At 71.1% G+C, this 19,397-nt stretch carries 13 protein-coding genes; 4 read left to right on the forward strand and 9 right to left on the reverse strand.

The genetic code is table 11. The annotated features are described in order from the left end of the window. Nucleotides 1–73: 73 nt before the first annotated feature. Entirely contained in the window at nucleotides 74–2,305 is a 2,232-nt protein-coding gene (locus ACFV88_RS31605) for an MMPL family transporter (RefSeq protein ID WP_385495526.1), read from the forward strand. Nucleotides 2,306–2,563: 258 nt separating this feature from the next. Here ACFV88_RS31605 and ACFV88_RS31610 read toward each other — a convergent pair whose 3' ends face one another. Genes ACFV88_RS31610 through ACFV88_RS31625 form a run of 4 tightly spaced genes read right to left on the reverse strand, consistent with a single transcriptional unit; the run spans nucleotide 2,564 to nucleotide 7,507 of the window. Next, nucleotides 2,564–4,099 (reverse strand): ABC transporter ATP-binding protein, encoded by a 1,536-nt coding sequence (locus ACFV88_RS31610; RefSeq protein ID WP_385495527.1) that lies wholly within the window; start codon nucleotides 4,097–4,099, stop codon nucleotides 2,564–2,566. Next, a complete protein-coding gene (locus ACFV88_RS31615) occupies nucleotides 4,096–4,998 on the reverse strand; it encodes an ABC transporter permease (protein ID WP_385495528.1) in 903 nt (300 codons plus the stop codon). Before ACFV88_RS31615 ends, ACFV88_RS31610 begins: the two co-directional genes overlap by 4 nt. Further along, nucleotides 4,995–6,014 (reverse strand): ABC transporter permease, encoded by a 1,020-nt coding sequence (locus ACFV88_RS31620; RefSeq protein WP_385495529.1) that lies wholly within the window; start codon nucleotides 6,012–6,014, stop codon nucleotides 4,995–4,997. The genes ACFV88_RS31615 and ACFV88_RS31620 overlap by 4 nt, the downstream gene beginning before the upstream one ends. After that, complete coding sequence (locus tag ACFV88_RS31625) at nucleotides 5,999–7,507, reverse strand: ABC transporter substrate-binding protein (protein ID WP_385495560.1); 1,509 nt, start codon at nucleotides 7,505–7,507, stop codon at nucleotides 5,999–6,001. Before ACFV88_RS31625 ends, ACFV88_RS31620 begins: the two co-directional genes overlap by 16 nt. Nucleotides 7,508–7,940: 433 nt before the next feature. On the opposite strand from ACFV88_RS31625, the gene ACFV88_RS31630 reads away from it, so the two are divergent. Both ACFV88_RS31630 and ACFV88_RS31635 read left to right on the forward strand, forming a co-directional pair. After that, complete coding sequence (locus ACFV88_RS31630) at nucleotides 7,941–8,201, forward strand: hypothetical protein (protein WP_385495531.1); 261 nt, start codon at nucleotides 7,941–7,943, stop codon at nucleotides 8,199–8,201. Continuing rightward, nucleotides 8,195–9,592 (forward strand): MATE family efflux transporter, encoded by a 1,398-nt coding sequence (locus ACFV88_RS31635; RefSeq protein WP_385495532.1) that lies wholly within the window; start codon nucleotides 8,195–8,197, stop codon nucleotides 9,590–9,592. The genes ACFV88_RS31630 and ACFV88_RS31635 overlap by 7 nt, the downstream gene beginning before the upstream one ends. Nucleotides 9,593–9,626: 34 nt before the next feature. On the opposite strand, the gene ACFV88_RS31640 is transcribed toward ACFV88_RS31635, so the two are convergent. Further along, nucleotides 9,627–12,377, reverse strand: coding sequence for a hypothetical protein (locus tag ACFV88_RS31640; RefSeq protein ID WP_385495533.1), 2,751 nt, complete (start codon nucleotides 12,375–12,377; stop codon nucleotides 9,627–9,629). Between the two features lie 820 nt (nucleotides 12,378–13,197). On the opposite strand from ACFV88_RS31640, the gene ACFV88_RS31645 reads away from it, so the two are divergent. Continuing rightward, nucleotides 13,198–13,749 (forward strand): RICIN domain-containing protein, encoded by a 552-nt coding sequence (locus ACFV88_RS31645; protein ID WP_385495534.1) that lies wholly within the window; start codon nucleotides 13,198–13,200, stop codon nucleotides 13,747–13,749. Here ACFV88_RS31645 and ACFV88_RS31650 read toward each other — a convergent pair. From ACFV88_RS31650 to ACFV88_RS31665, 4 genes are read right to left on the reverse strand one after another with little or no spacing between them, the layout of a single operon-like run. Next, the gene (locus ACFV88_RS31650) at nucleotides 13,632–15,476 is read right to left on the reverse strand and encodes an FAD-dependent oxidoreductase (protein WP_385495535.1); all 1,845 of its coding nucleotides are present in this window, start codon (nucleotides 15,474–15,476) and stop codon (nucleotides 13,632–13,634) included. The genes ACFV88_RS31645 and ACFV88_RS31650 overlap by 118 nt on opposite strands. Further along, the gene (locus ACFV88_RS31655; RefSeq protein ID WP_385495536.1) at nucleotides 15,473–16,972 is read right to left on the reverse strand and encodes an FGGY family carbohydrate kinase; all 1,500 of its coding nucleotides are present in this window, start codon (nucleotides 16,970–16,972) and stop codon (nucleotides 15,473–15,475) included. The genes ACFV88_RS31650 and ACFV88_RS31655 overlap by 4 nt, the downstream gene beginning before the upstream one ends. A 57-nt stretch (nucleotides 16,973–17,029) precedes the next feature. After that, nucleotides 17,030–18,427, reverse strand: a complete 1,398-nt coding sequence (locus tag ACFV88_RS31660; protein ID WP_385495537.1) for an FAD-binding oxidoreductase — start codon at nucleotides 18,425–18,427, stop codon at nucleotides 17,030–17,032. Nucleotides 18,428–18,468: 41 nt separating this feature from the next. Further along, nucleotides 18,469–19,377: a hypothetical protein gene (locus ACFV88_RS31665; protein ID WP_385495538.1), complete on the reverse strand. Its 909-nt coding sequence runs from the start codon at nucleotides 19,375–19,377 to the stop codon at nucleotides 18,469–18,471. Between the last annotated feature and the right edge of the window lie 20 nt (nucleotides 19,378–19,397).

Here is a 19,397-nt window from a genome sequence, read left to right on the forward strand (position 1 = left end):
GCCCCGCGAGAACGCTCCCGCCGGGCTTCCGGCACCGCACGCCCGAAACCCCCCTCGATACGGAGTCCTCCTCATGGCTACCTTCCTCCACCGGGTAGGCCGTTTCGCCTTCCGGCGGCGCCGGCTCGTCGTCCTTCTGTGGGCGCTCGTCCTCGGCGCGCTGGGCGCCGTCGCCGTCGGCGGCCCGGGGCCCACCGGCTCCGCCATCACCCTGCCGGGGACAGAAGCGCAGCGGGCCATGGACCTGCTGGCGGAGAAGTTCCCCGCCGCCAATGCCGACGGGGCAACCGCCCGCGTCGTGCTCAGGGCCCCTGACGGGGAGAAGATCGGCGAAGCCGGGAACCGGAACGCGCTCGCGGCGACCCTGGCCGGGGTGGAGAAGTCCTCCCCCGACATCGCCCAGGTCACCGACCCCTTCGCGGCCAAGGCGGTAAGCGCCGATGGCACCACCGCGTACGCGCAGGTCACCTACACCGCGGCGGACACCGAGCTGACCGGCGGCGACCACCTGGGGCTGGAGAGGGCCCTGGAGTCGGGCCGCGACCACGGACTGATCGTCGAGGCGTCCGGCAACGCCCTGGCTCCACCCGGGGCGAGCCACACCGCCGAGGCCGTCGGCTTCGCCCTGGCCGCGGTCATCCTCTTCCTCACCTTCGGCTCCCTGGTCGCCGCCGGGCTGCCGCTGCTCACCGCCGTGGTCGGGGTCGGGGTGAGCCTGACCGCCATCACCGCGCTCAGCGGGCCGCTCGACCTCGACAGCAACACCTCGGCCCTCGCCACGATGCTGGGCATCGCCGTAGGCATCGACTACGCCCTCTTCATCGTTTCCCGCTACCGCACAGAGCGCGTCGAGGGCTACGACGCGCGTGAGGCAGCCGCCCGTGCCAACGGCACCGCCGGTTCCGCCGTGGTCTTCGCCGGGTTGACCGTGGTGATCGCCCTCGCGGGCCTGGCCGTGGTGAATCTGCCCATCCTCACCTCCATGGGGCTGGCCGCCGCGGGGGCCGTCGCCGTGGCCGTCCTGGTCGCCACCACCCTCGTCCCCGCGCTCCTCGGCTTCGCCGGCGAACGCATCGGCGGGCGCCGCCCGCGCCGCCGTTTCGCCGCCACGGCCCGCCCCGGCCGACCCGGCCCGGGACAGCGCTGGATCTCCTGCGTCATGCGCCGGCCGGCGACGGTGCTCCTGCTGGCCGTGGCGGCGCTGGGCGTGATCGCCCTACCAGCCACGAAGCTCGAACTCGGGCTGCCGGACGACGGGTCCAAGGCCACCTCGTCCACCCAGCGCAAGGCCTACGACATGCTCTCGCAGTCCTTCGGCCCCGGTTTCAACGGCCCGCTCACGGTGACCGTCGACCACCATGACCCGACCGCCGCCCGAGAGGGCGCGAAGGCACTGGGCTCCGCCCTCGCCGGGCTGCCGGGCCCGGCCGCCGTGACGCCCGCCACCTTCAACGAGGCCGGCGACACCGCCATCATCACCGTCGTCCCGAAGAGCGCACCGGACAGCGATGCCACCAAGAGCCTGGTGGACGACATCCGTTCCCTCGCCGGCGACATCGAGTCGCAGACCGGGGCCCGCTCCCTGGTGACCGGTACGACGGCGCTCAACCTTGACGTCTCCGACAAGTTCAGTGCGGCGATCCTGCCCTATCTGGCGCTCGTCGTCGGACTCGCCGTGCTCCTGCTGATCCTGGTCTTCCGCTCCATCCTGGTGCCCGTCAAGGCCGCCCTCGGCTTCCTGCTGTCGGTGCTGGCCTCGCTCGGCGCGCTCGTCGCGGTCTTCCAGTGGGGCTGGCTCAAGGATCTGGTGGGTCTGGAGCAGACCGGGCCGGTCATGAGTCTGATGCCCATCCTGATGGTCGGCATCGTCTTCGGTCTGGCCATGGACTACCAGGTGTTCCTGGTGACCCGGATGCGCGAGGCATACGTACATGGCGCGGACGCCCGTACGGCGATCGAGTCCGGCTTCCGACACAGCTCCACCGTCGTGACCGTCGCCGCCCTGATCATGATCGCCGTCTTCGCCGGCTTCGTGGGCTCCGCCGACTCCATGATCAAGTCGCTGGGCTTCGGACTCGCGATCGCGGTCGCCCTGGACGCCTTCGTCGTCCGGATGACCATCGTGCCCGCAGCGCTCGCCCTCCTCGGCCGCCGTGCCTGGTCCCTGCCGGGCTGGATCGACCGGATCCTGCCGAACGTGGACATCGAGGGCGAGAAGCTCTCCCGGCACACGCCACCCGGCACCGTCACCCTTCCCGGGACGCCCGGGCCCGACCTGACCAGCACCCTGGACACGTTCCGCTGACACCCACCGCGGCGGGCCCGGAACGCACCCCGGTGCCACGTGGTGTCGCACCCCGGTGCCAGGTGGTGTCGTCCCGGGACGTCGGTGACACACGTGCCGGGCGAGGGCCTCCCGCGGCCGGTTCGGAGCACGCTCCTTCCCCCATCACCACAGCTTCGGTCAGGTCTCCTCCGCACGCAGGTGCAGAGCAGGACCGGTCGCCAACACCCGGAGTCCTCACCCCTTCCGGCCACAGCCGTTCAAGGCGATCAAGCGTGATCAGGGCATCACGGCGGAGCCGGACTCCGCCTTCTCATCACGGACGTCCAGCTGTTCGGCCAGCACCCCCGCCGTGGGCCCGGAGCGGGTGACCCGGCCTTCCGTGAGGACGAGCATCGTGTCCGTACACGTCGCCAGCAGGCGCAGGTCGTGGCTGATGTGGACGATCGACAGACCACGTTCCACGCGGAGCCTTTCCAGCAGGTCCATGATGGCCTCGGCAGTGGAGGCGTCCAGCGCGGAGGTCACCTCGTCGCACAGGAGGACGTCCGGGTCCGCCGCCAGGGCCCGGGCGATCGAGGCGCGCTGGCGCTGGCCGCCGGAGAGTTCCGATGGATAGCGGCCGGCGAAGTCGGCGGGGAGGCCGACATCGCCCAGCAGCTCCCGTACGCGGTCGGCGGTCGCGGCCCGGCCGGCGGTCCGGCGGTGCAGCCGCAGGGGTCGGCCGATGGCGGCCCCGAGGGAGCGAGCGGGATTGAGCGTGCCCAGCGGATCCTGCGGAACGAACTGGAGGCGGCGGCACTGCTCCCGGCTGCGTCCCGAAACGGTGGGCGCGAGGAGAGCGCCGGACAGGGTCACCGTGCCGGTGGCGGGCCGGTGAAGTCCCGCGATCGCCCGGATCAGTGTGGTCTTGCCCGAGCCGGAGGGCCCGGCGATCCCTGCGGCCGTTCCAGGATCGAGGCTGAACTCTATGTCGTGCAGTACGGGCACATCGGCCCCGCGGCGGCGAAACGCGGCGTGCAATCCGGTGACGGAGAGCACGGGGGCGTCGGCTACCGGAGCGATCCGGTCGACGGGCCGGGCCGGTGAGCCGGTCCGGCGGCCTACGGCCGGGGAGAGGTTCACGACCTCGTCCGCGAGCCGGGAAACGAGGTCGCCGTCATGACAGGACAGCGCGATGGCGAGCCGGTGGCTGCGGGCGAGGTGGCGCAGCATGTCGGCGATCTCGTCCCGCAGTGCCGGGTCGAGGCCGGCGGTCGGCTCGTCCAGGAGGAGGACCGACGGGTGGCGGGCGAGGGCACGGGCGAGGGCGACCCGGCGCTGCTGGCCGCCGGAGAGCTCACCGGGCCGGCGGGACAGGAAAGCCCGGTCTCCGGGGAGGCGGACCTCCTCCAGCAGGGCGATGAGCGCCTCTGTGTCGCGGTTCCCGGTGATCTCGGAGAGGAGTCCGCGCACTCTCATCCGGGGGTTGAGCCCGGTCGCGGGGTCCTGGCCGACGTAGGCGAGCCGGTGGCGGCGCAGGGCGCGCAGGGCATCGGGGCCGAGGTCCAGGACGTCCCGGCCGTCGATCTCCACCCGGCCGGCGGTCCGGCGGGCCCCGTGCGGCAGTGCCCCGGCGATCGCGCGCAGCAGGGTGGTCTTGCCGCTCCCGGAGACCCCGGTGAGGGCGGTGACCCGGCCGGGGGCGAGGCGGAGGGTGCCCCCGTCGAGAAGGAGCCGACCGTTCGATGCCGTGATGGTCAGCCCGGCGACGTCCACGGTGACTTCGCGCTCGGGGGTCCGGCCTTCGGGGTACCACTGCGGAGTGTGGTTCACCGGGTGTTCACCGCTTTCCGGCCGCTCCTCGGGACGAGCGCGGAGGCAGCGAGGTTGACGCTCATGGCCAGCAGGCCGATGGCGATGCTGGGGGCCAGGACGGCCCAGGGGTTGAGGACGATGCCGGCGGCGTTCTCGCGGATCATCAGTGCCCAGTCCGCGGCCGGGGGCTGGGGTCCGACCTGGAGGAAACCCGCGGTCGCGACGAGGTAGACGGCGGCGACGAAGCGCAGTCCGAAGAGGGCGAGAAGGGTGGCGCGGAGGTTGGGCAGCACGTCCCGGACGGCGAGGTGCCACAGGCGTTCTCCGCCGACGGCGGCGGCCTCAAGGTAGCCGGAGGCCGCGATGGGTGCCGCCGCGCCGGTGACGAGGCGAACGGCGTAGGGCACGCCCATCACGACGGCAGCGGTGATCACCGCGAGGCGTCCGCCGTCCGGCCAGGAGAGTGCGATGAGCAGGATTCCGAGCACGGCGGGGAGCAGCATGAGGACATCGGCGGTGCGTTCGACGATCCTTCCGACGGTGGGGCGGAGGACGGCGACGGTGCCGAGCAGAGCGGAGAGGGCGGTGACGACGAGAGCGACGAGGAGGGAGGTCGCGATGAGTTCGCGGCCGCCCGCGAGGAGGCGGCTGAGGACGTCCCGGCCGAGCTGGTCCCCGCCGAGGGGGGCGTCGCTGACGGGTCCGGCGTACGGGGCCGCGACGGGGACGTCGATGGCGTGGGGGGCGAGGGAGGGACCGGCAACGGCCACGAGGAGAAGGAGGAGCGCGGGCGCGGTGCGGAGCAGGACACCGATGTGCGCAGGCCGACGGCCCGGGGTGTTCCCGGATGCTCCCGGTGTCGGGTCCGGACCCCGGCCGGTGCTGTGGTCGGGGCCCTTCTGGTGGTCAGTGGTCATATGCGTGCTCCGGAGGCCCAGGCGCGGATCAGATCGGCGGCCAGCAGGACGAGGGTGATGACGGTCCCGGTGACTGCCACGACGGCGGCGATGAGGGGGCTGTCGCGGTCGGTGACTGCGCCGGCGAGGACGGATCCGATGCCCGGGTAGTTGAAGACGGTCTCCACCACGACCGCCCCGCCGAGGAGCATGCCGGTGGAGGTGGCGATGCCCGCCGTGATGGTGGGCAGCGCGCCGGGCAGCAGATGGTGGGTGAGGACGCGGTGCCGGGACAGCCCGTCGAGCACGGCGCTCTCCACGTGCGGGGCGTCGGCCTCGTCGGCGAGGGCCGCGCGCACGATCCGGATGTTCCAGCCGATCTGGGGGATCGCCAGCGCCAGGACGGGCAGGACCATCATGTCCCAGGAGGCGGGGGTGCCGTCCGCCCCCGCGAGGGTGACGGCGGGGAACCAACCGGTCCACAGGGAGAGGGTCAGGACGAGGGCTACCGCGACCACGAACTCGGGCAGGGCGAGAACGCCGGTCGCGGTGGCGGAGACCGTGCGGTCGACGGCCCCGCCGGGGCGCAGCGCGGCCCAGCAGCCCAGGGCGACCGAGACGAGCAGGGTGACGAGCAGCGCCGTACCGCCGAGCAGCAGGGTGTTGGGGAAGGGGCGGGAGAGGAGGTCGGCGATGGATTCGCCCCGTGCGGAGACGCCGAGCTCCCCGGTGGGCAGTCCGGTCATCCAGTCGACGAAGCGTTCGTGGACGGGACGGTCAAGGCCGAGCAGGACCCGTCGGGCGTCGATGTCGGCGCTGGTCTCGCCGCGTTCGGAGGTGGCGTTCGCGGCGTCGCCCGGCAGCAGTTCCACGGCGGCGAAGACGGCGGCGAGCAGCACGGCGAGCAGCAGCAGCCGACGGGCGAGGACCCCGCCGAGCCATAGGGTGCCGTACAGGCCCCGGTGCAGACGGGTGCCCGCGCCGGGACCTGGTGCGGCGGCGCCGTCGGGGCCTCTCGCGGTCAGCGGGCCAGCCATGTCCGCTCCAGCTGGACCCGTCCGTAGCCGGGCAGCTCGGGAAGGTCGCGGACAGCGGCGGTGGCGAGGTCGATGCCCTCGGCGACGCCCCAGAGCAGATAGCCGGAGTGCTCGTGCTCCAGGAGCTGGAGCCGGTGCAGGGCCCGGGTGCGGTCGGTGGGGTTCCGGGTACCGATGGCCTTGCGGTAGGCGGTGTCGAAGTCGGCGTTCTCCCAGGCGGCTTCGTTCTGGGCGGCCTCGGAGACCATGGTCTTGCTGGCGAGGAAGACGACGGAGTCGTTGGTGCCCCAGTAGGTGGTGTAGAGGTCGCCCTTGAGCCAGGTCTTCTCGTAGAAGGCGGCGGATTCCTGCTTGACGACCTCGATCCGGACGTCGGCCTCACGGACTTGGGTGGCGAAGAGGGTGGCGGACTCGGCGAGTCCGGGGATGTCCTCGGTGGTGACGAGCCGGTAGGTCTTCGAAGTGTCGAAGTCCGCCTCCTTCAGCAGGGCCCTGGCCCGCTGGAGGTCGCGGGTGCGCTGCGGGATGTCCCGGGCGTAGGCGGGGTCTCCCGTGCCGAGGATGTCGTTGCCGACGCTGCCGTAGCCGGAGAGGACCTGGTCGACCATGGCCTTGCGGTCGACGGCGAGCCGCAGGGCTTCGCGGACCCTTCGGTCGGCGAAGGGTCCGGATCCGGCGCGCATGACGATGGGCATGGCCATGTCGTCGGGGCGGCGGACGATCCGTATGTCCTTGCGCTTCTCGGCGGTGCGGGCGGCGACGGCTCCGGCATTGGAGGCGAGGTCGATCTGTCCGGCGAGCAGGGCATTGGCCATCGCCTGCGGGGACTCGAAGATCTTGACCTCGATGGCGTCGAGGAGGACCTCGCCACCGTGCCACTTCTCGTTGCGTACGAGTCGGGCGTTGCCGGACCGGTACCAGTCGAGGCGGAAGGGGCCGGTCCCGGGGGCCTTCTCCAGCTCGCCCTCGGGGGTGTCCTTCTTGAGGACGAAGGTGGACAGCCGGGTGAGGAGGGGGAGTTCGGCGTTGGGGTAGTCGGAGACGAGAACGATCGTTTCGCCGTCGGCGGTGATGTTCGAGGCCTTGATGCCGGGGAGTCGGGAGGCGCCGGCGGGGGTGCCGCGGAGTCTGCGCAGCGACCAGACGACGTCCTCGGCGGTGACGGGCGTGCCGTCGTGGAAGGTGGCGCCGGGGGCCAGGGTGAAGCGCCAGGTCTTCAGATCGGCGGAGGGCTTCCAGGCGCTGGCGAGCCGGGGCGCGGTGTTGCTCTCGCCGCTTCCGGGGGCGGTGAGGGTGTCGTACAGGAGGGCGATGATCAGATAGTCGCTCTCGTTGGCCTGGGTGCCGTGGGGGTCGCGGGTGACGGCGTTGGCGCGACCGAGGGCACCGACCCGGAGCGTGCCGCCCTTCGCGGGTTTGCCCCCGCTGGTGGCGGGCCGGCCGGCGGGGGCGTTCCCGTCCGAGCAGGCGGCGAGGAGCGCCGTCGCGCCCATCGTCCCACTGGCCAGCAGCGCTTGTCGCCTGGTCACGTTCACGTACAGCCTCTATCCACATCGAAGGAAGAACCACGATATTCTTAGGCTTGCCTACCCTTATGACAACCCGCATCGCAAAATGACGGATCATCAGAAAGTCGATCCGGTTGCATATGAGCGCGCATCGCTTTCCCCGAACTCCACCCACCACAGCGCCAGTTGTTCAACTTGCGAGCGATCCAGAGGCAGCTGAAAGAGGCTCGCCTCGCCCGACTTCAGCGATGCCTTCCGTGACGCGTCGGATGCCCAATGAGTGCGGCGCCGTTCCCGACGGAGGCCCGCTCCGGCCGTTCGACCGAGGGATGAAGGCCATGGGCACCGAGCCGGTCGCCGGCACCGAGGAACCGGCCGCAGCCGCCCGCGAGGGAACCGGCCGTGCAGACGGCCCGCGATGGGGAGAACTCAGGAGAACACCGGCGGAACGCTCGGCGGCACCGACGGCGGGGTCGTCCGCGAGGTGCTCACCCGGCTCAACTCACCTTCGCGCGGAACGATTATGGTCGCACTGATCAACGACGGTGGAGAGACGTACCTCGACACGGTCCCCAACGACGACTGGATGCGTGCCCGCGGCCTGCTCTCCCCGGAGAACCGAGCGGGAGACCGACGAACTGCTCACCACACTCCGCAGGAACCGATGACCTCATGCTGACCACTCTTCTCCGCGACAGCCGCGCCCTCGCGACGCTCGCCGTCCCGCTGGTCCTCACCCAGCTCGCCCAGGTCGCCATCGGCACCACGTCCACCGTGATGATGGGCCTCCTCGGCACGCGCGAGCTGGCGGCCGGCGGCCTCGCCCTGGTGATCTTCAACCAGCTCCGCACCACGGGCGTCGGCCTGATCACCTCCGTCGGCAACCAGATCGCCGCGGCGACGGCCCGGGCGGAGAAGAACGGCGAGGACTCCGCCGGCGCGGCCCACGGCGAAGTGCGCGCCATCGTCCGGGCGAGCCTGGCGGTAGCCACGCTCGCCGGACTCGGCGGGGGCGTCCTGATGCTCCTCATCGGCCGGACCCTGACCTGGCTCGGCCAGGACGCGGCCGTCGTCTCCCTGGTCCAGGACATGTTGCTCGTCCTCGCCCCCGGTCTGCTGCCCTGTCTGTGGTTCCAGGCGATACGGCAGTTCACGGTCGGGATGCGACGTCCGCAGGGCCTGCTCCGGATCACCCTCGCCTCCGTCGCCGTCAACGCGGGACTGGCCTGGGTCCTCATGCACGGCACCTGGCTCCTGCCCGAACTGGGCCTCAACGGCATCGGCATCGCGAGCTCACTCGTCCATCTGCTGTCCTTCCTCGCGCTGTACGGCTCCGCCCGGCGCGACCCCGAGCTGGCGCCGATGCTCACGCTGAACATCACCCGGGCCGATCCCGCCACCGTCCGCAAGCTGATCCGTCTCGGCGTCCCGATCGCCGCGACCTACGGCTCCGAAGCCGGTTTCTTCTCGGTCACCGCGCTCCTCGCGGGTTCCTTCGGCCCTGCGGCCCTCGCCGCGCACACCGCCGTCAACCAGCTCGTCTACATCGTCTTCCAGGTCGCGGTCGGCCTCTCGCACGCGGCGTCCCTCAACGTCAGCCGCGAACTCGCCCTCGGCCGTGTCGACCACGCCCGCCGGATCAAGAACACCGCCCTCGCCTGCGCCGCCGCCGTCATGACCGCCGTCGGCCTCGTCTACCTCGCCCTCCCCGGGATGGTCCTCGCCCCCTTCCTGGACTCCGGCGCGGACCGTGCCGTCAGCATCGCCACGGACCTGCTGATCGTCACCGCCTTCCTCCAGTTCTTCGACTGCGCCCAGAACATCGGCGTCGGCCTGCTGCGCGGCCTCGACGACACCAAGAGCGGCTTCCGGATCACCCTCGTCGGCTACTGGGCCGTGGGCCTGCCCGCTGCCTGGCTCCTCTCCCACGCCCTGGAACTGGACGCCCTCGGCATCTGGCTCGGCCTCCTCACCGGCCTCGCCACCACCGCGGTCCTTCTGCTGCGCCGCTACTCCACCTCGCTGTCGCAGCGGGCCGGCATCCCCGAAACCAGCCCCGCGTCACCGTGACCCCGGAGTGATCACGACCCGCCGCGACGGCTCGTCAGGAGTCCTGCTGCTCTGAGGCGGTCTCGCGGATCCGGGCGCGGGTCGTGTCGGCCTGTTCCTGGATGCGCTGCTGTACGGGGGCGGGAACGCCCTGGTCGTGGAAGTGGGTGACGAGGGTGTCGAGGGTGGCCTCGGCGCGTTCGAGGTCGCCGGCCTTGGCGTGGACGGTGGCGAGGCGGCGGAAGGCGGCGTTGAGGGTGAGGTTGTCCAGGCCGGTGTCCTGGTCGGTACGGGAGACGGTGACCGCTTCGGTGAGTTGGGCGACGGCGGTCTTGGTGTCGGGCTGGCGGACCTGGAGGCGCCCGTCGCCGACGGTCTGGAAGTGGCGTCCGGCGTTGGCGCCCCGCGCGAGACGGGCGTAGGCGGCGAGCGGGTGGTCGCCGTGGCGTTCGACGAGCTCCTGGAGGGCGTCGTTCCCGGCGGTGAGGTGGGGCGCGTCGGAGCCGAGGAAGGCCAGCAGGGTGCCCTGGTCGTCACCGGTGAGGAGTTCGCCGACCTCCTGGTCCGCGCGGTCGAGCGGGGTACGGACCCGGATGGTGCGGGTGGGCGAGACGGTGCGGGCGCCGTCGAGGCCGGTGTGGACGGCGGTGATCTTGTAGAGGCCGGGTTCGGCGAAGTACAGGCCGTCGCTGCCGTAGCCGAGGTAGGCGGTCTCGTAGACGGCCGGGTTCGCCTCGGTGAGGGTGACGGTCCGCTCCTGGGGGCCGTGTCCCGTGCAGGCGCGGGCGATGGGCCGGAAGACCCGGGTACGGCCGTACGGATCGGTGATCACGACCGTGGTCCGCTCGCCCTTCGGGCCGATCGCCCCGGCCACGGTGACGTCCCCGCCGATCCCGGTGCGGGAGAGCCGCAGCTCGGCCATGACCGGTTCGCCGTAGCCGAAGAACCGCTTCCCGCCCAGCGACAGGGACAGGCCCGGGTCCTCGCCGGTGCCCGGCAGGGTGAACGCCTGTGCGGTGGAGCTGAGGTCGAGTGCGGCGTTGGTGATGGCGTTGTCGCCGCCGGGGACGATGTGGCGGTAGAAGCCGTGGCGCAGGTGGCGCAGTTCGTTGTCGCTGAAGGAGTACGGGAAGTCCTGCCAGAAGTGCTCCGGCCGCCGATCGCCGTTGGCGTACACCGACGGGTAGTTCATCCAGGACAGTTCGCCGAAACCGTTGTTCGGCCCCAGCGGGGCGGGCGGGACGGCCAGGTTCTTCTCCCAGGAGTGGAGCATGTTGAAGACGTGCCCCAGCTCGTGGACGTAGGTGAACAGCTCCATCGCGGTGTTGAGCGCGTTGTAGTCCCGCAGGGCGTTGGAGAAGACGGCCACGCCCTGGCGCTGCCTGCCGGTCTCGTCGAACATGATCCCGGCGATGCTGTCGTGGTAGGAGTGGTACGTGGCGATGAAGGCCCAGATCTTCCACTGCTCGGCGTCCCGGTGAAGGCTGAAGTTGGCCTCCATCGCGGCATGCAGCTCGGCCTCCGACCACTTCAGATCGGCGCCCGAGCTGTCGGCGACCACATTGACCTGGCCCGCGTTCTTGAGTTCGATGCCCGCCTCGGCGTAGGCGGAGGCGAGGGTCAGCACCCGGTTGCGGTAGCCGCGCGGGACGGCGGCCCCGCGGGAGGTGTCGTAGCTCTGGAAGACCTGGGTGCCCGCCATGGCGTCGGTCTCCAGCTCGACCGAGCGCAGCGCCGGACCCACGTGGGAGCAAGTCAGTTGCAGTGTCGTGCTGTTGTCGCGCGTCAGCAGGGCGAAGTGGGCCGTGGACAGGGGACTGTTCACGGCGACCCGGGACGTCTGGAACACGACGTTCGTCCATGGCGAGTTGTTCGCCCAGGACAGGCCCGTGGCGCTCACGTTGACCAGGCCGTACCCCGATACGACCAGCAGCTCGGTGGTGGTGCGGAAGGAGTCGGTCCAGGTGTTGCCGGTGAACAGGTCGCCGCTGATGACGCCCAGGGGCCGCTCGCCCTCCATGTCGACGCGCACCTCGACCCGCTGGTTGCCGAGGGTGCCGGTCCAGCGGCCGGTGAACGGGCGGTGGGCCGTGCGGTAGTGCTCGGGGAGCGCGGCCAGTCCGGGCACACCGAGCCGGTCCAGCGCGCCGGAGGCCAGGACCCCGGTCTTCCAGTTCAGCAGGACCCCCTGGGCGCCCTTGATCAGCAGACTCTGCCGGGTGCCGTCCGCCGCGGGCTTGTACGGGGCCACATGATCCAGGCCGGAACGGAAGTCCTCCGGCAGCGCGGCCCAGCCCGCGCACCCCGACGCGTCCGGCCCCTCGGTGATCAGCGCCTCGCGCACCACCCCGGTGGACCAGTTCAGGGTGAGGACCCGCCCGCCCTTGAAGAAGTACGTCTGCCGTGAGCCGTCCGCCGCGTTCGGCGCCTGGAACAGGACGTCGACCTGGGAGCGGTAGCCGGCCGGGAGCGCCGTGCCCCAGTTGGCCAGCGTCGTCCACGGCCCCTCGCTCAGGACCCGCCCGCCCTGCTCCCAGTCGTACCAGGTGTAGGTGTTGCCGTAGAAGAAGAGGCTCTGCTGCGGCTCCCCCGGCCGGGACAGCAGCAGAGCACCGAGCGCCGCGCCCCGGTTCGGGAAGTTGAACAACTGGGGCGCCAGCCCGGTGAGCCAGTCCGAGCCGATCCGCTGCTGCTCGTTGACCAGGGCACCCTCCATGCCCTGCGAGAACAGCAGCCGCCACTCACTGCCCGCCGGAGCCGCCAGCACCCAGCTGAAGCCCGTCGCCTTGTAACGCATGAACCCCATGACCCGTACTCCTCCCAGAGAAGGTGAATCCTGCGGAACTGGCCGATCGATGTGCGTCGCTCACTTCCCGCATCGCCCGAAGGTGAGAAGAGACCCAGTCGTCGGCCTCGGCCTTCGCGGGTTGTCCCGGTGCGGGTGGGGTAGCTGTGCATCTTCATGAGTTCTGGGCATCGGTGCTCATGGACCATCCACGCTCGGGCAGTGACCTCCCCCGGGGCGAGAGCGAGCGCCGCGCAGGGAGGAACAGCCGCTGCCTGGAGAGCGGGTAAAGAAACGGTCATGCCGAGCCGGGCACAGTCGACCACACCGGGCCGTCACCGGAAATCGAACAGACAGCCCGATGCGGTCGCACAGAGACGGAATGGCGCATACCTCCCTTATGCGGGTAGGCCTGCCCTCTCGGAGCGGCCCTCCGCTGCGGGCAGCCGAGGGCACGATCGCCCCCGCACACCGCGTACACGAATTCAGCAGCCCGGACGATGTGCCGCCCCGCAGGCGCGTCCCGTGCTCACGAGGGCGTGGAACTCCGCGAAGAGCGGCCCACTGCCCCGCCCACTCGAAACGGAACCCCTGCGTCGCCCCCCAGAACGACCGAATCCCTCCGGTCGCGGAAAGACCCAGCGGATCCGCGCCATCGCCACCGGCTCCTCCTCCCTGCACTTGGGGCGCTCCGAGCGCTGGACGACGTGGCCGGTTTGCCGTTCTGTACGCCGTGGCCACACGGTCCCTACGGTGGAGCCGGTTCACCAAGTCCCGGGCGCCCCGAACCGCACCCCGTCGGGGCCCGTGCGGACGACCTGCGACGGAGGGGAGAATCAGGATGCCGACGATCCGTGACCGCGAAACGAGGTTCACCATCCCGGACGGGGAGGTGTTCATCCATCTGGCCGGGCGGCCCGATCTGGTGTGGGACATGGCCGGCGCCTCCCAACAGGCGGGTGGGAAGGCCCTGTTGTGGCAGCGCCACGGCGGCGCAAATCAGAGGTGGCGGGTGACCACCTTCTTCGACCAGGAGGACAACCCCTACACCTGGTTCCGGATCACCAATGTCCACAGCGGTATGGCCCTGGTCCACCGGGAGGCGGACAACGCCTTCGTTCAGCAGCCCGCCGGCCAGCCGCTCTCCGACGAAGGCTGGGCACAGTGCTGGGCCATGGGCTACCCGGGCTTCGCCGGTTCGAGCTACGCCCCCTCCAAGCCCTCCCAACCGCACCCCACCGGCTCCGACGGCATCCGCGTGCGCTTCAAAGGGAGCTACAAGTCCGGCGGTGTGGTGACCACCGCCGCACCTGAGGCATCCGGGACGTATCTCTCCTCCACCGAGAACTGGGCCGACTTCGAGACCGGTTGGAGATTCGTCGCCGCCTCCTGATTCGCGCCCCCTCCCAGAGCCCAGAGCCCGGGGGCCCGTCCGTCCGCGCCGTGTCGAGCGCCTGCACGCGCGGCGACTTCGAACAGCGACAAAGACGCGCGCATCCGGGACGTCAGAGCGTTCGCGCTCCCCGGTTGCGTTCGACCCAGCGCTTGTAGTCGGTCTGCTGTGCCGCGCGCTGTTGTGGCGTCCAGCGTGTCCGACACATGGTCGATCACGGAGGTGTCGCCGTCGCCGGACCAGAAGAAGGAACCGGTCCGGCGGACCAGGACGTCCGCCACGGTCATGGCCATCTCGCGGTGTACGGCATGGTCGATCTCCGCCCGGGTGAGTACGGAGTCGCCGATGGTGACGCCGTCCTTGTCGTTCCGGGCCACCGCGCCGGCCAGTTCGCGGGCGTTGCCGCCGTAGCGGCCCAGCCATCGTTGTCGGGTCTCCGCTGTGACGGGTGCCGAGGCCAGGTCCTGCCGGGCGCGGAAGATCTCCCCGGCTCCGCCTCCGGAGATCGGGACGCGGCCGGTGGTGGACGGGGGCAGTCCGCGGATTCCGTGCCGGTCGCGCAGTTGTCCGGCGACGAGGTCGACGATCTGCGCGCCCATGAGCCGGGCGGTGGTCAGTTTGCCGCCCACGGCGGTGATCATTCCGCCGGGACCCGTCGTGAGGGTGTGCTCGCGTGAGGCGGCCGAGTTGGAGGTGCCCGGGGCGGGTGCGATCAGGGGGCGCAGTCCGGCCCAGGAGGCGACGATGTGACTGGTGTCGACGTTGGCTCCGGGCAGGGTGTGGTTGGCGGCTTCCAGGAGGTAGGCGAAGTCCCGCTCGTCCCCCGCGACATCGTCGAGGGAGCCGGTGAAGTCGGTGTCGGTGGTGCCCACGTAGACATGCCGGCCGTCGCCTGCGGGGGTGGGCCATACGACGCGGTTGTCGGAAGGGGAGCGCAGGAACACGGCGGTGCCGAGCGGGAAGTCCTCGGTGCGCAGCACGATGTGCACGCCCTTGGTGGGCCGCAGGGTGGGGTGCTCGGGCGTCTGTTCCAGTCCCAGGACGCGGTCGACCCAGGGGCCCGCGGCGTTGACGACGGCCCTGGCGCGGACGGTGAGGTGTTCGCCGGTGAGCCGGTCGGTGAGTTCGGCGCCCGCGACGCGGCCGTGTTCCCGGATCAGCCCGGTGACCTCGCGGTGGTTGGCGAGCAGGGCTCCGGCCCGGGACGCCGATCTGAGGACGTCGAGGACCAGCCGGGCGTCGTCGGTGAGGGCGTCGTGGTAGAGGCCGCCGCCCTTGAGTCCGTGCGGGTTGAGGTGCGGTTCGCGCTGGAGTACGGCTTGACGGTCGAGCATGCGGTGTCGTCGTTTGAGCGGAGCGCGGGAGAAGGCGTCGTAGAAGGTGAGGCCCAGGTTGAGCAGGGCGCGGCCTTCGGGGTAGCCGTCGTAGACCAGGTAGAGGAAGGGTTGGAGGTCGGCCAGGTGCGGGGCGATCCGCATCATGACCTCGCGTTCGCGGACCGATTCGTTGACCATCCGGAACTGGTGGGTCTGGAGGTATCGCAGGCCGCCGTGGATGAGCTTCGAGGATCGGCTGGAGGTGCCGGAGGCGAAGTCGTCGCGGTCGACGAGGGCCACGCAGAGTCCGCGCAGGGCCGCGTCCCGGGCCACTGAAGCGCCGGTGATGCCTCCGCCGATGACGAGGAGGTCGGCTTCGTTCGGCAGATCGGCTGCGGTGAAGCGTTTCACGGCTGGACCGCCCATCCCTTGGCACGCTCGACGGCTCTCTGCCACTGGGTGTAGTTGGCGTCGCGGGACGCGTGGTCCATCGACGGGGTGAAGACGGCGTCGTCGTCGGTGTCCTGGAAGCAGTCCTGGGGGTCGGACCAGATTCCGGCGGCGAGTCCGGCCAGATAGGCGGCGCCGGAGGCGGTCGCCTCGACGTTGGAGGGGCGGTGGATGGTGGCGCCGAGCATGTCGGCCTGGAACTGGAGCAGGAAGTCGTTGGCGGAGGCGCCGCCGTCGGCACGCATCGTGGTGACGGCCCGGCCGGACTCCTCGGACATCAGCTCGATGAAGTCCTTGATGGAGTAGACGATTCCCTCCAGTGCGGCGCGCGCGAGGTGACCCCGGGTCGTCCCGGGGGTGAGGCCGATGAGGAGGCCGCGGGCGCTGGAGTCCCAGGAGGGGGCACCGAGTCCGGTCAGTGCCGGGACGAAGAAGACTCCGTTGTTGTCCTGGACGCCGCGGGCCAGGGCCTCGGTCTCGGCCGCGCTGGTGAGCAGTTGGGCTCCGTCCCGCAGCCACTGGACCGCGGAGCCGGTCACCGGGGCGTAGCCCTCCAGTCCGTAGGTGGTGACGCCGTTGCGGCGCCAGCCGATGATGGTGCTGAGTCCGTGCCGGGAGATGACGGGTTCGGTGCCGGTGTTCACGTCGAGGAAGGTGCCGGTGCCGTGGGTGGTCTTGGCGTCACCGGGGCGGACGCAGCCCTGTCCGAAGAGGGCGGCGGACTGGTCGGCGATGGCCGCGGTGATGGGGATTTCGGCGCCGATGACCGAGGCGTCGGTGGTTCCGATGAGTCCGGAGTCGTCGACGACCTCGGGGAAGAGGCTCAGCGGGAGCCCGAGGGCGCCGAGCCACTCCTGGTACCAGGAGTCGGTGAGCAGGTCGTATGCGCCGGTGACGGCGGCGTTCGAGGCGCTGATGGCATGCACCGCGCCGCCGGTGAGCCGGTGGATGAGCCAGGAGTCGATGGTTCCGAAGGCCAGTTCCCCGGCTTCGGCCCGGCGGGCGAGGTCACGGTCGTCCTCCAGCATCCAGCACAGCGACAGGGAGGAGTAGACCGGCGCCAATGTCCAGCCGGTGCGGGCCTGTACGGCCCTCCCCCACTCGGGCTGGAGGCCGGCGGCCATGGCGGCGGTGCGCAGGTCCTGCCAGACGATGGCCGGGGCGACGGCCTCGCCCGTGGTCCGGTCCCACAGGACCGTCGTGGCGCGCTGGTTGGTGATGCCGACCGCGGACAGCGCGGCCGGCGCGATGTCGTCGAGGCGCAGCGCCTCGGTGATCCGGGCCGAGGTGAGCTGCCAGATCTCCTCGGGGTCGTGCTCCACCCGGTCCGCCGCCGGGTGGTGCTGGGTGAACTCGCTGTAGGCACGGCTGCGGATGGTGCCGGTGCCGTCGAACACCAGGGCGCGGGTGCCGGTGGTGCCCTCGTCGATGACGAGGAGACGGGATGCGTTGGTCATCGTTGAGCTCCAGTCCTGGGAGTGCGCCGCCGCCGGGGCGGCGATGGTGTACGGGGCTCAGAGACCGAGCTTTCCCGGGTTGAGGACGGCTTCGGGGTCCAGCGCCCGCTTGAGCTTGCGCAGGACGAGGTGGGACGAGCCCAGTGAGCGGCGCGAGTACGGCGAGCGGGCCAGGCCGCCGCCGTGGTGGTGGGAGAGTTCGGCGCCGTGCTCCAGGCAGACCGCCATGGCGGTCGACCAGATCGTCTCCAGCCGTTCGGTGGCGGCGGCGTCGTCCTCCGCGTGGCCGAGGAGGATGAGGTACATCGACGTGCCCTGGGTGTACACATGGGAGAAGTGGGCCAGGACTTCGTCCGCGAGGGGGGCGAGGGCCTCCTTCATCGCGTCGTACAGGCCCTCGATGTGCCGCCAGGTGTGGGCGACCTCGATGGTCTCGGCGTAGCCGCCGGGGGTCTTGAGGTACTTCTCGACGGTGGAGAAGTCGAAGCGGCGGCCCATCCAGGCGGCCGTCGGTTCCGGGCCCAGTGCCGTGGCGCCGTGAGCGGTGGCGATGTCGGTGAGCACCTGGAGCTCGGCGGCCGAGACGGCCTGCTCCCCTTCGGTGCCGACGAACAGCACCGGGTGGCTGATCGTCGGGTCGGCCATGGCGTGGCGGGCTTCGTCGGTGTCGTACAGGCGCAGCAGGAACGGTCGCAGCCCTACGGCGGCCTGTTCGCGCATCACGGCCAGTCCCGCAGCGACATCGGGGAGTCGGAACGCCTCAAGCCGCCGGTCGGACGGGATTGGGATGATCTTGTAGGTCACCTGGGTGATCACGCCGAGCGTCCCTTCGGAGCCGAGAAACAGCTGACGCAGGTCGGGGCCCATGGCGGCCCTGGGCGACGCCTTGAGCTCGGCGGTCTCCCCGGTGGCCAGCACCACGCGGTAGCCGACGACCAGGTCCTCGATCCCGCCGTAGCGGGAGGAGAACTGGCCGGTGGCGAGGGTGGCGAGCCACCCCCCGACCGAGGAGCGGTACAGGGACTGCGGGGAGAAGCGGGTGGTCCAGCCCGCCGCGTTGAGCGCGTCCTCCAGCTCGCCGCCGTTGTTGCCCGCGGGAGCCGTCACCGTCATGTCGATCTCGTCGACGACATGGGGGCCGACCAGTCCGGACACGTCCAGGACGATGCCGCCGCGGGTCGGCAGCGGCTGACCGGTCACCGACGAGCCCAGGGCGCGGGTCGTCACCGGGGTTCCCGTGTCGCCCGCGGCGCGCAGCACGGTCACGACGTCCTGCTCGGTGCGGGCCCGGACGACCACCTGCGCCGGGTACGGGTGCTTGCCCTGGAGGTCCCACTTGGTGGACACCGGCCAGGTGTCGTGGCTCGTGGCGGCCAAGACCGCCGGATCCGTGCTCACCGCGTCGGTTCCGAGAGCCTCGGTGAGCAGTTCCACCACGGTGGAGATGTCAGACACGTTGCGTCCTTCTGTTGATGGGTGGTTCCCGTACCGCGTCGTCACGTCAGCATGGCTGCCGAGGTGAGGGCGACCGGGGTCATGACGGCGATGGCCACCGCCGGGGGGTCTATGTGGGTGTCGCCGTGGATGAGGAACAGCCGGGAGGCCACCTCGCCCACCAGCGCGGTCACCAGGCCGGCCAGAGCTCCGATCCACACCGAGGAGAACGCCAGGCCGGCTGCGGCGGCCACCGCGGTGATGTGATGGGTCACCGGCACGGCGACCGGTGTGGCCAGGAAGGCCAGGGAGAGGGCGGAGACGCCGAAGGCGAGGACACCGGCCGCGACGCCTAGGGACGGGTGGGTCTTCGCCAGCGCGACCGCTGACCAGGAGGCGAGGAATCCGACACCGAGGCCGAGCAGGCCGCTCATCAGCGGTGTCTCCTGCCACTTGAGCCATACCGCCTGTTCCGTGGTCCGGAGCCGGGCTCTCAGGCCGGTGGCCTCCGTTCTGCCGAACAGCCCGGTGCGGCCGAAGGCCAGCCGGACGACGATCGCGGAGACGACCACGGTGATGGCCGTGGTGTTGGTGTACGTGAGCATCCAGTCGCTCTGGTTCAGGGCGCTCTGCGCGACCAGACCGAAGACGCCGAAGGCCGCGCCGACGACCAGGGTCAGGGGGTCCGCCGTGCCGACCATTCCGGACACGATGTCGCGTCCGGTGTCGGCCTTGCCGCGGCGGGCCGCGTAGGCGACCGCGGCGATCGCGCCGGCGAAGGCGATGTGCGGGCCGAACCACTCTCCCAGGGCGACATGCTCCAGGAACCAGGGGTTCCCGGCGCCGATCACGGCAGCGATGCCGATCAGGATCATCAGTCCGCACAGCACGAACGCCGCCAGCGCGCCGACAGCCGCGGCGAACAGGCCGCCCGCCGCGGCGGCGGCGATCGATTCCAGCGTGAGGTTCATCCGTGTTCCCTCCGCAAGGC

The organism is Streptomyces sp. NPDC059816, assembly GCF_042732055.1.
Lineage (GTDB): Bacteria > Actinomycetota > Actinomycetes > Streptomycetales > Streptomycetaceae > Streptomyces.

Coding starts and splice junctions, on each gene's coding strand:
- ACFV88_RS31605 (WP_385495526.1), top strand. CDS start 74: ATGGCTACCTTCCTCCACCGGGTAGGCCGTTTCGCCTTCCGGCGGCGC.
- ACFV88_RS31615 (WP_385495528.1), bottom strand. CDS start 4,998: ATGACCACTGACCACCAGAAGGGCCCCGACCACAGCACCGGCCGGGGT.
- ACFV88_RS31620 (WP_385495529.1), bottom strand. CDS start 6,014: ATGGCTGGCCCGCTGACCGCGAGAGGCCCCGACGGCGCCGCCGCACCA.
- ACFV88_RS31625 (WP_385495560.1), bottom strand. CDS start 7,507: ATGGGCGCGACGGCGCTCCTCGCCGCCTGCTCGGACGGGAACGCCCCC.
- ACFV88_RS31630 (WP_385495531.1), top strand. CDS start 7,941: ATGGGGAGAACTCAGGAGAACACCGGCGGAACGCTCGGCGGCACCGAC.
- ACFV88_RS31635 (WP_385495532.1), top strand. CDS start 8,195: ATGCTGACCACTCTTCTCCGCGACAGCCGCGCCCTCGCGACGCTCGCC.
- ACFV88_RS31640 (WP_385495533.1), bottom strand. CDS start 12,377: ATGGGGTTCATGCGTTACAAGGCGACGGGCTTCAGCTGGGTGCTGGCG.
- ACFV88_RS31645 (WP_385495534.1), top strand. CDS start 13,198: ATGCCGACGATCCGTGACCGCGAAACGAGGTTCACCATCCCGGACGGG.
- ACFV88_RS31655 (WP_385495536.1), bottom strand. CDS start 16,972: ATGACCAACGCATCCCGTCTCCTCGTCATCGACGAGGGCACCACCGGC.
- ACFV88_RS31665 (WP_385495538.1), bottom strand. CDS start 19,377: ATGAACCTCACGCTGGAATCGATCGCCGCCGCCGCGGCGGGCGGCCTG.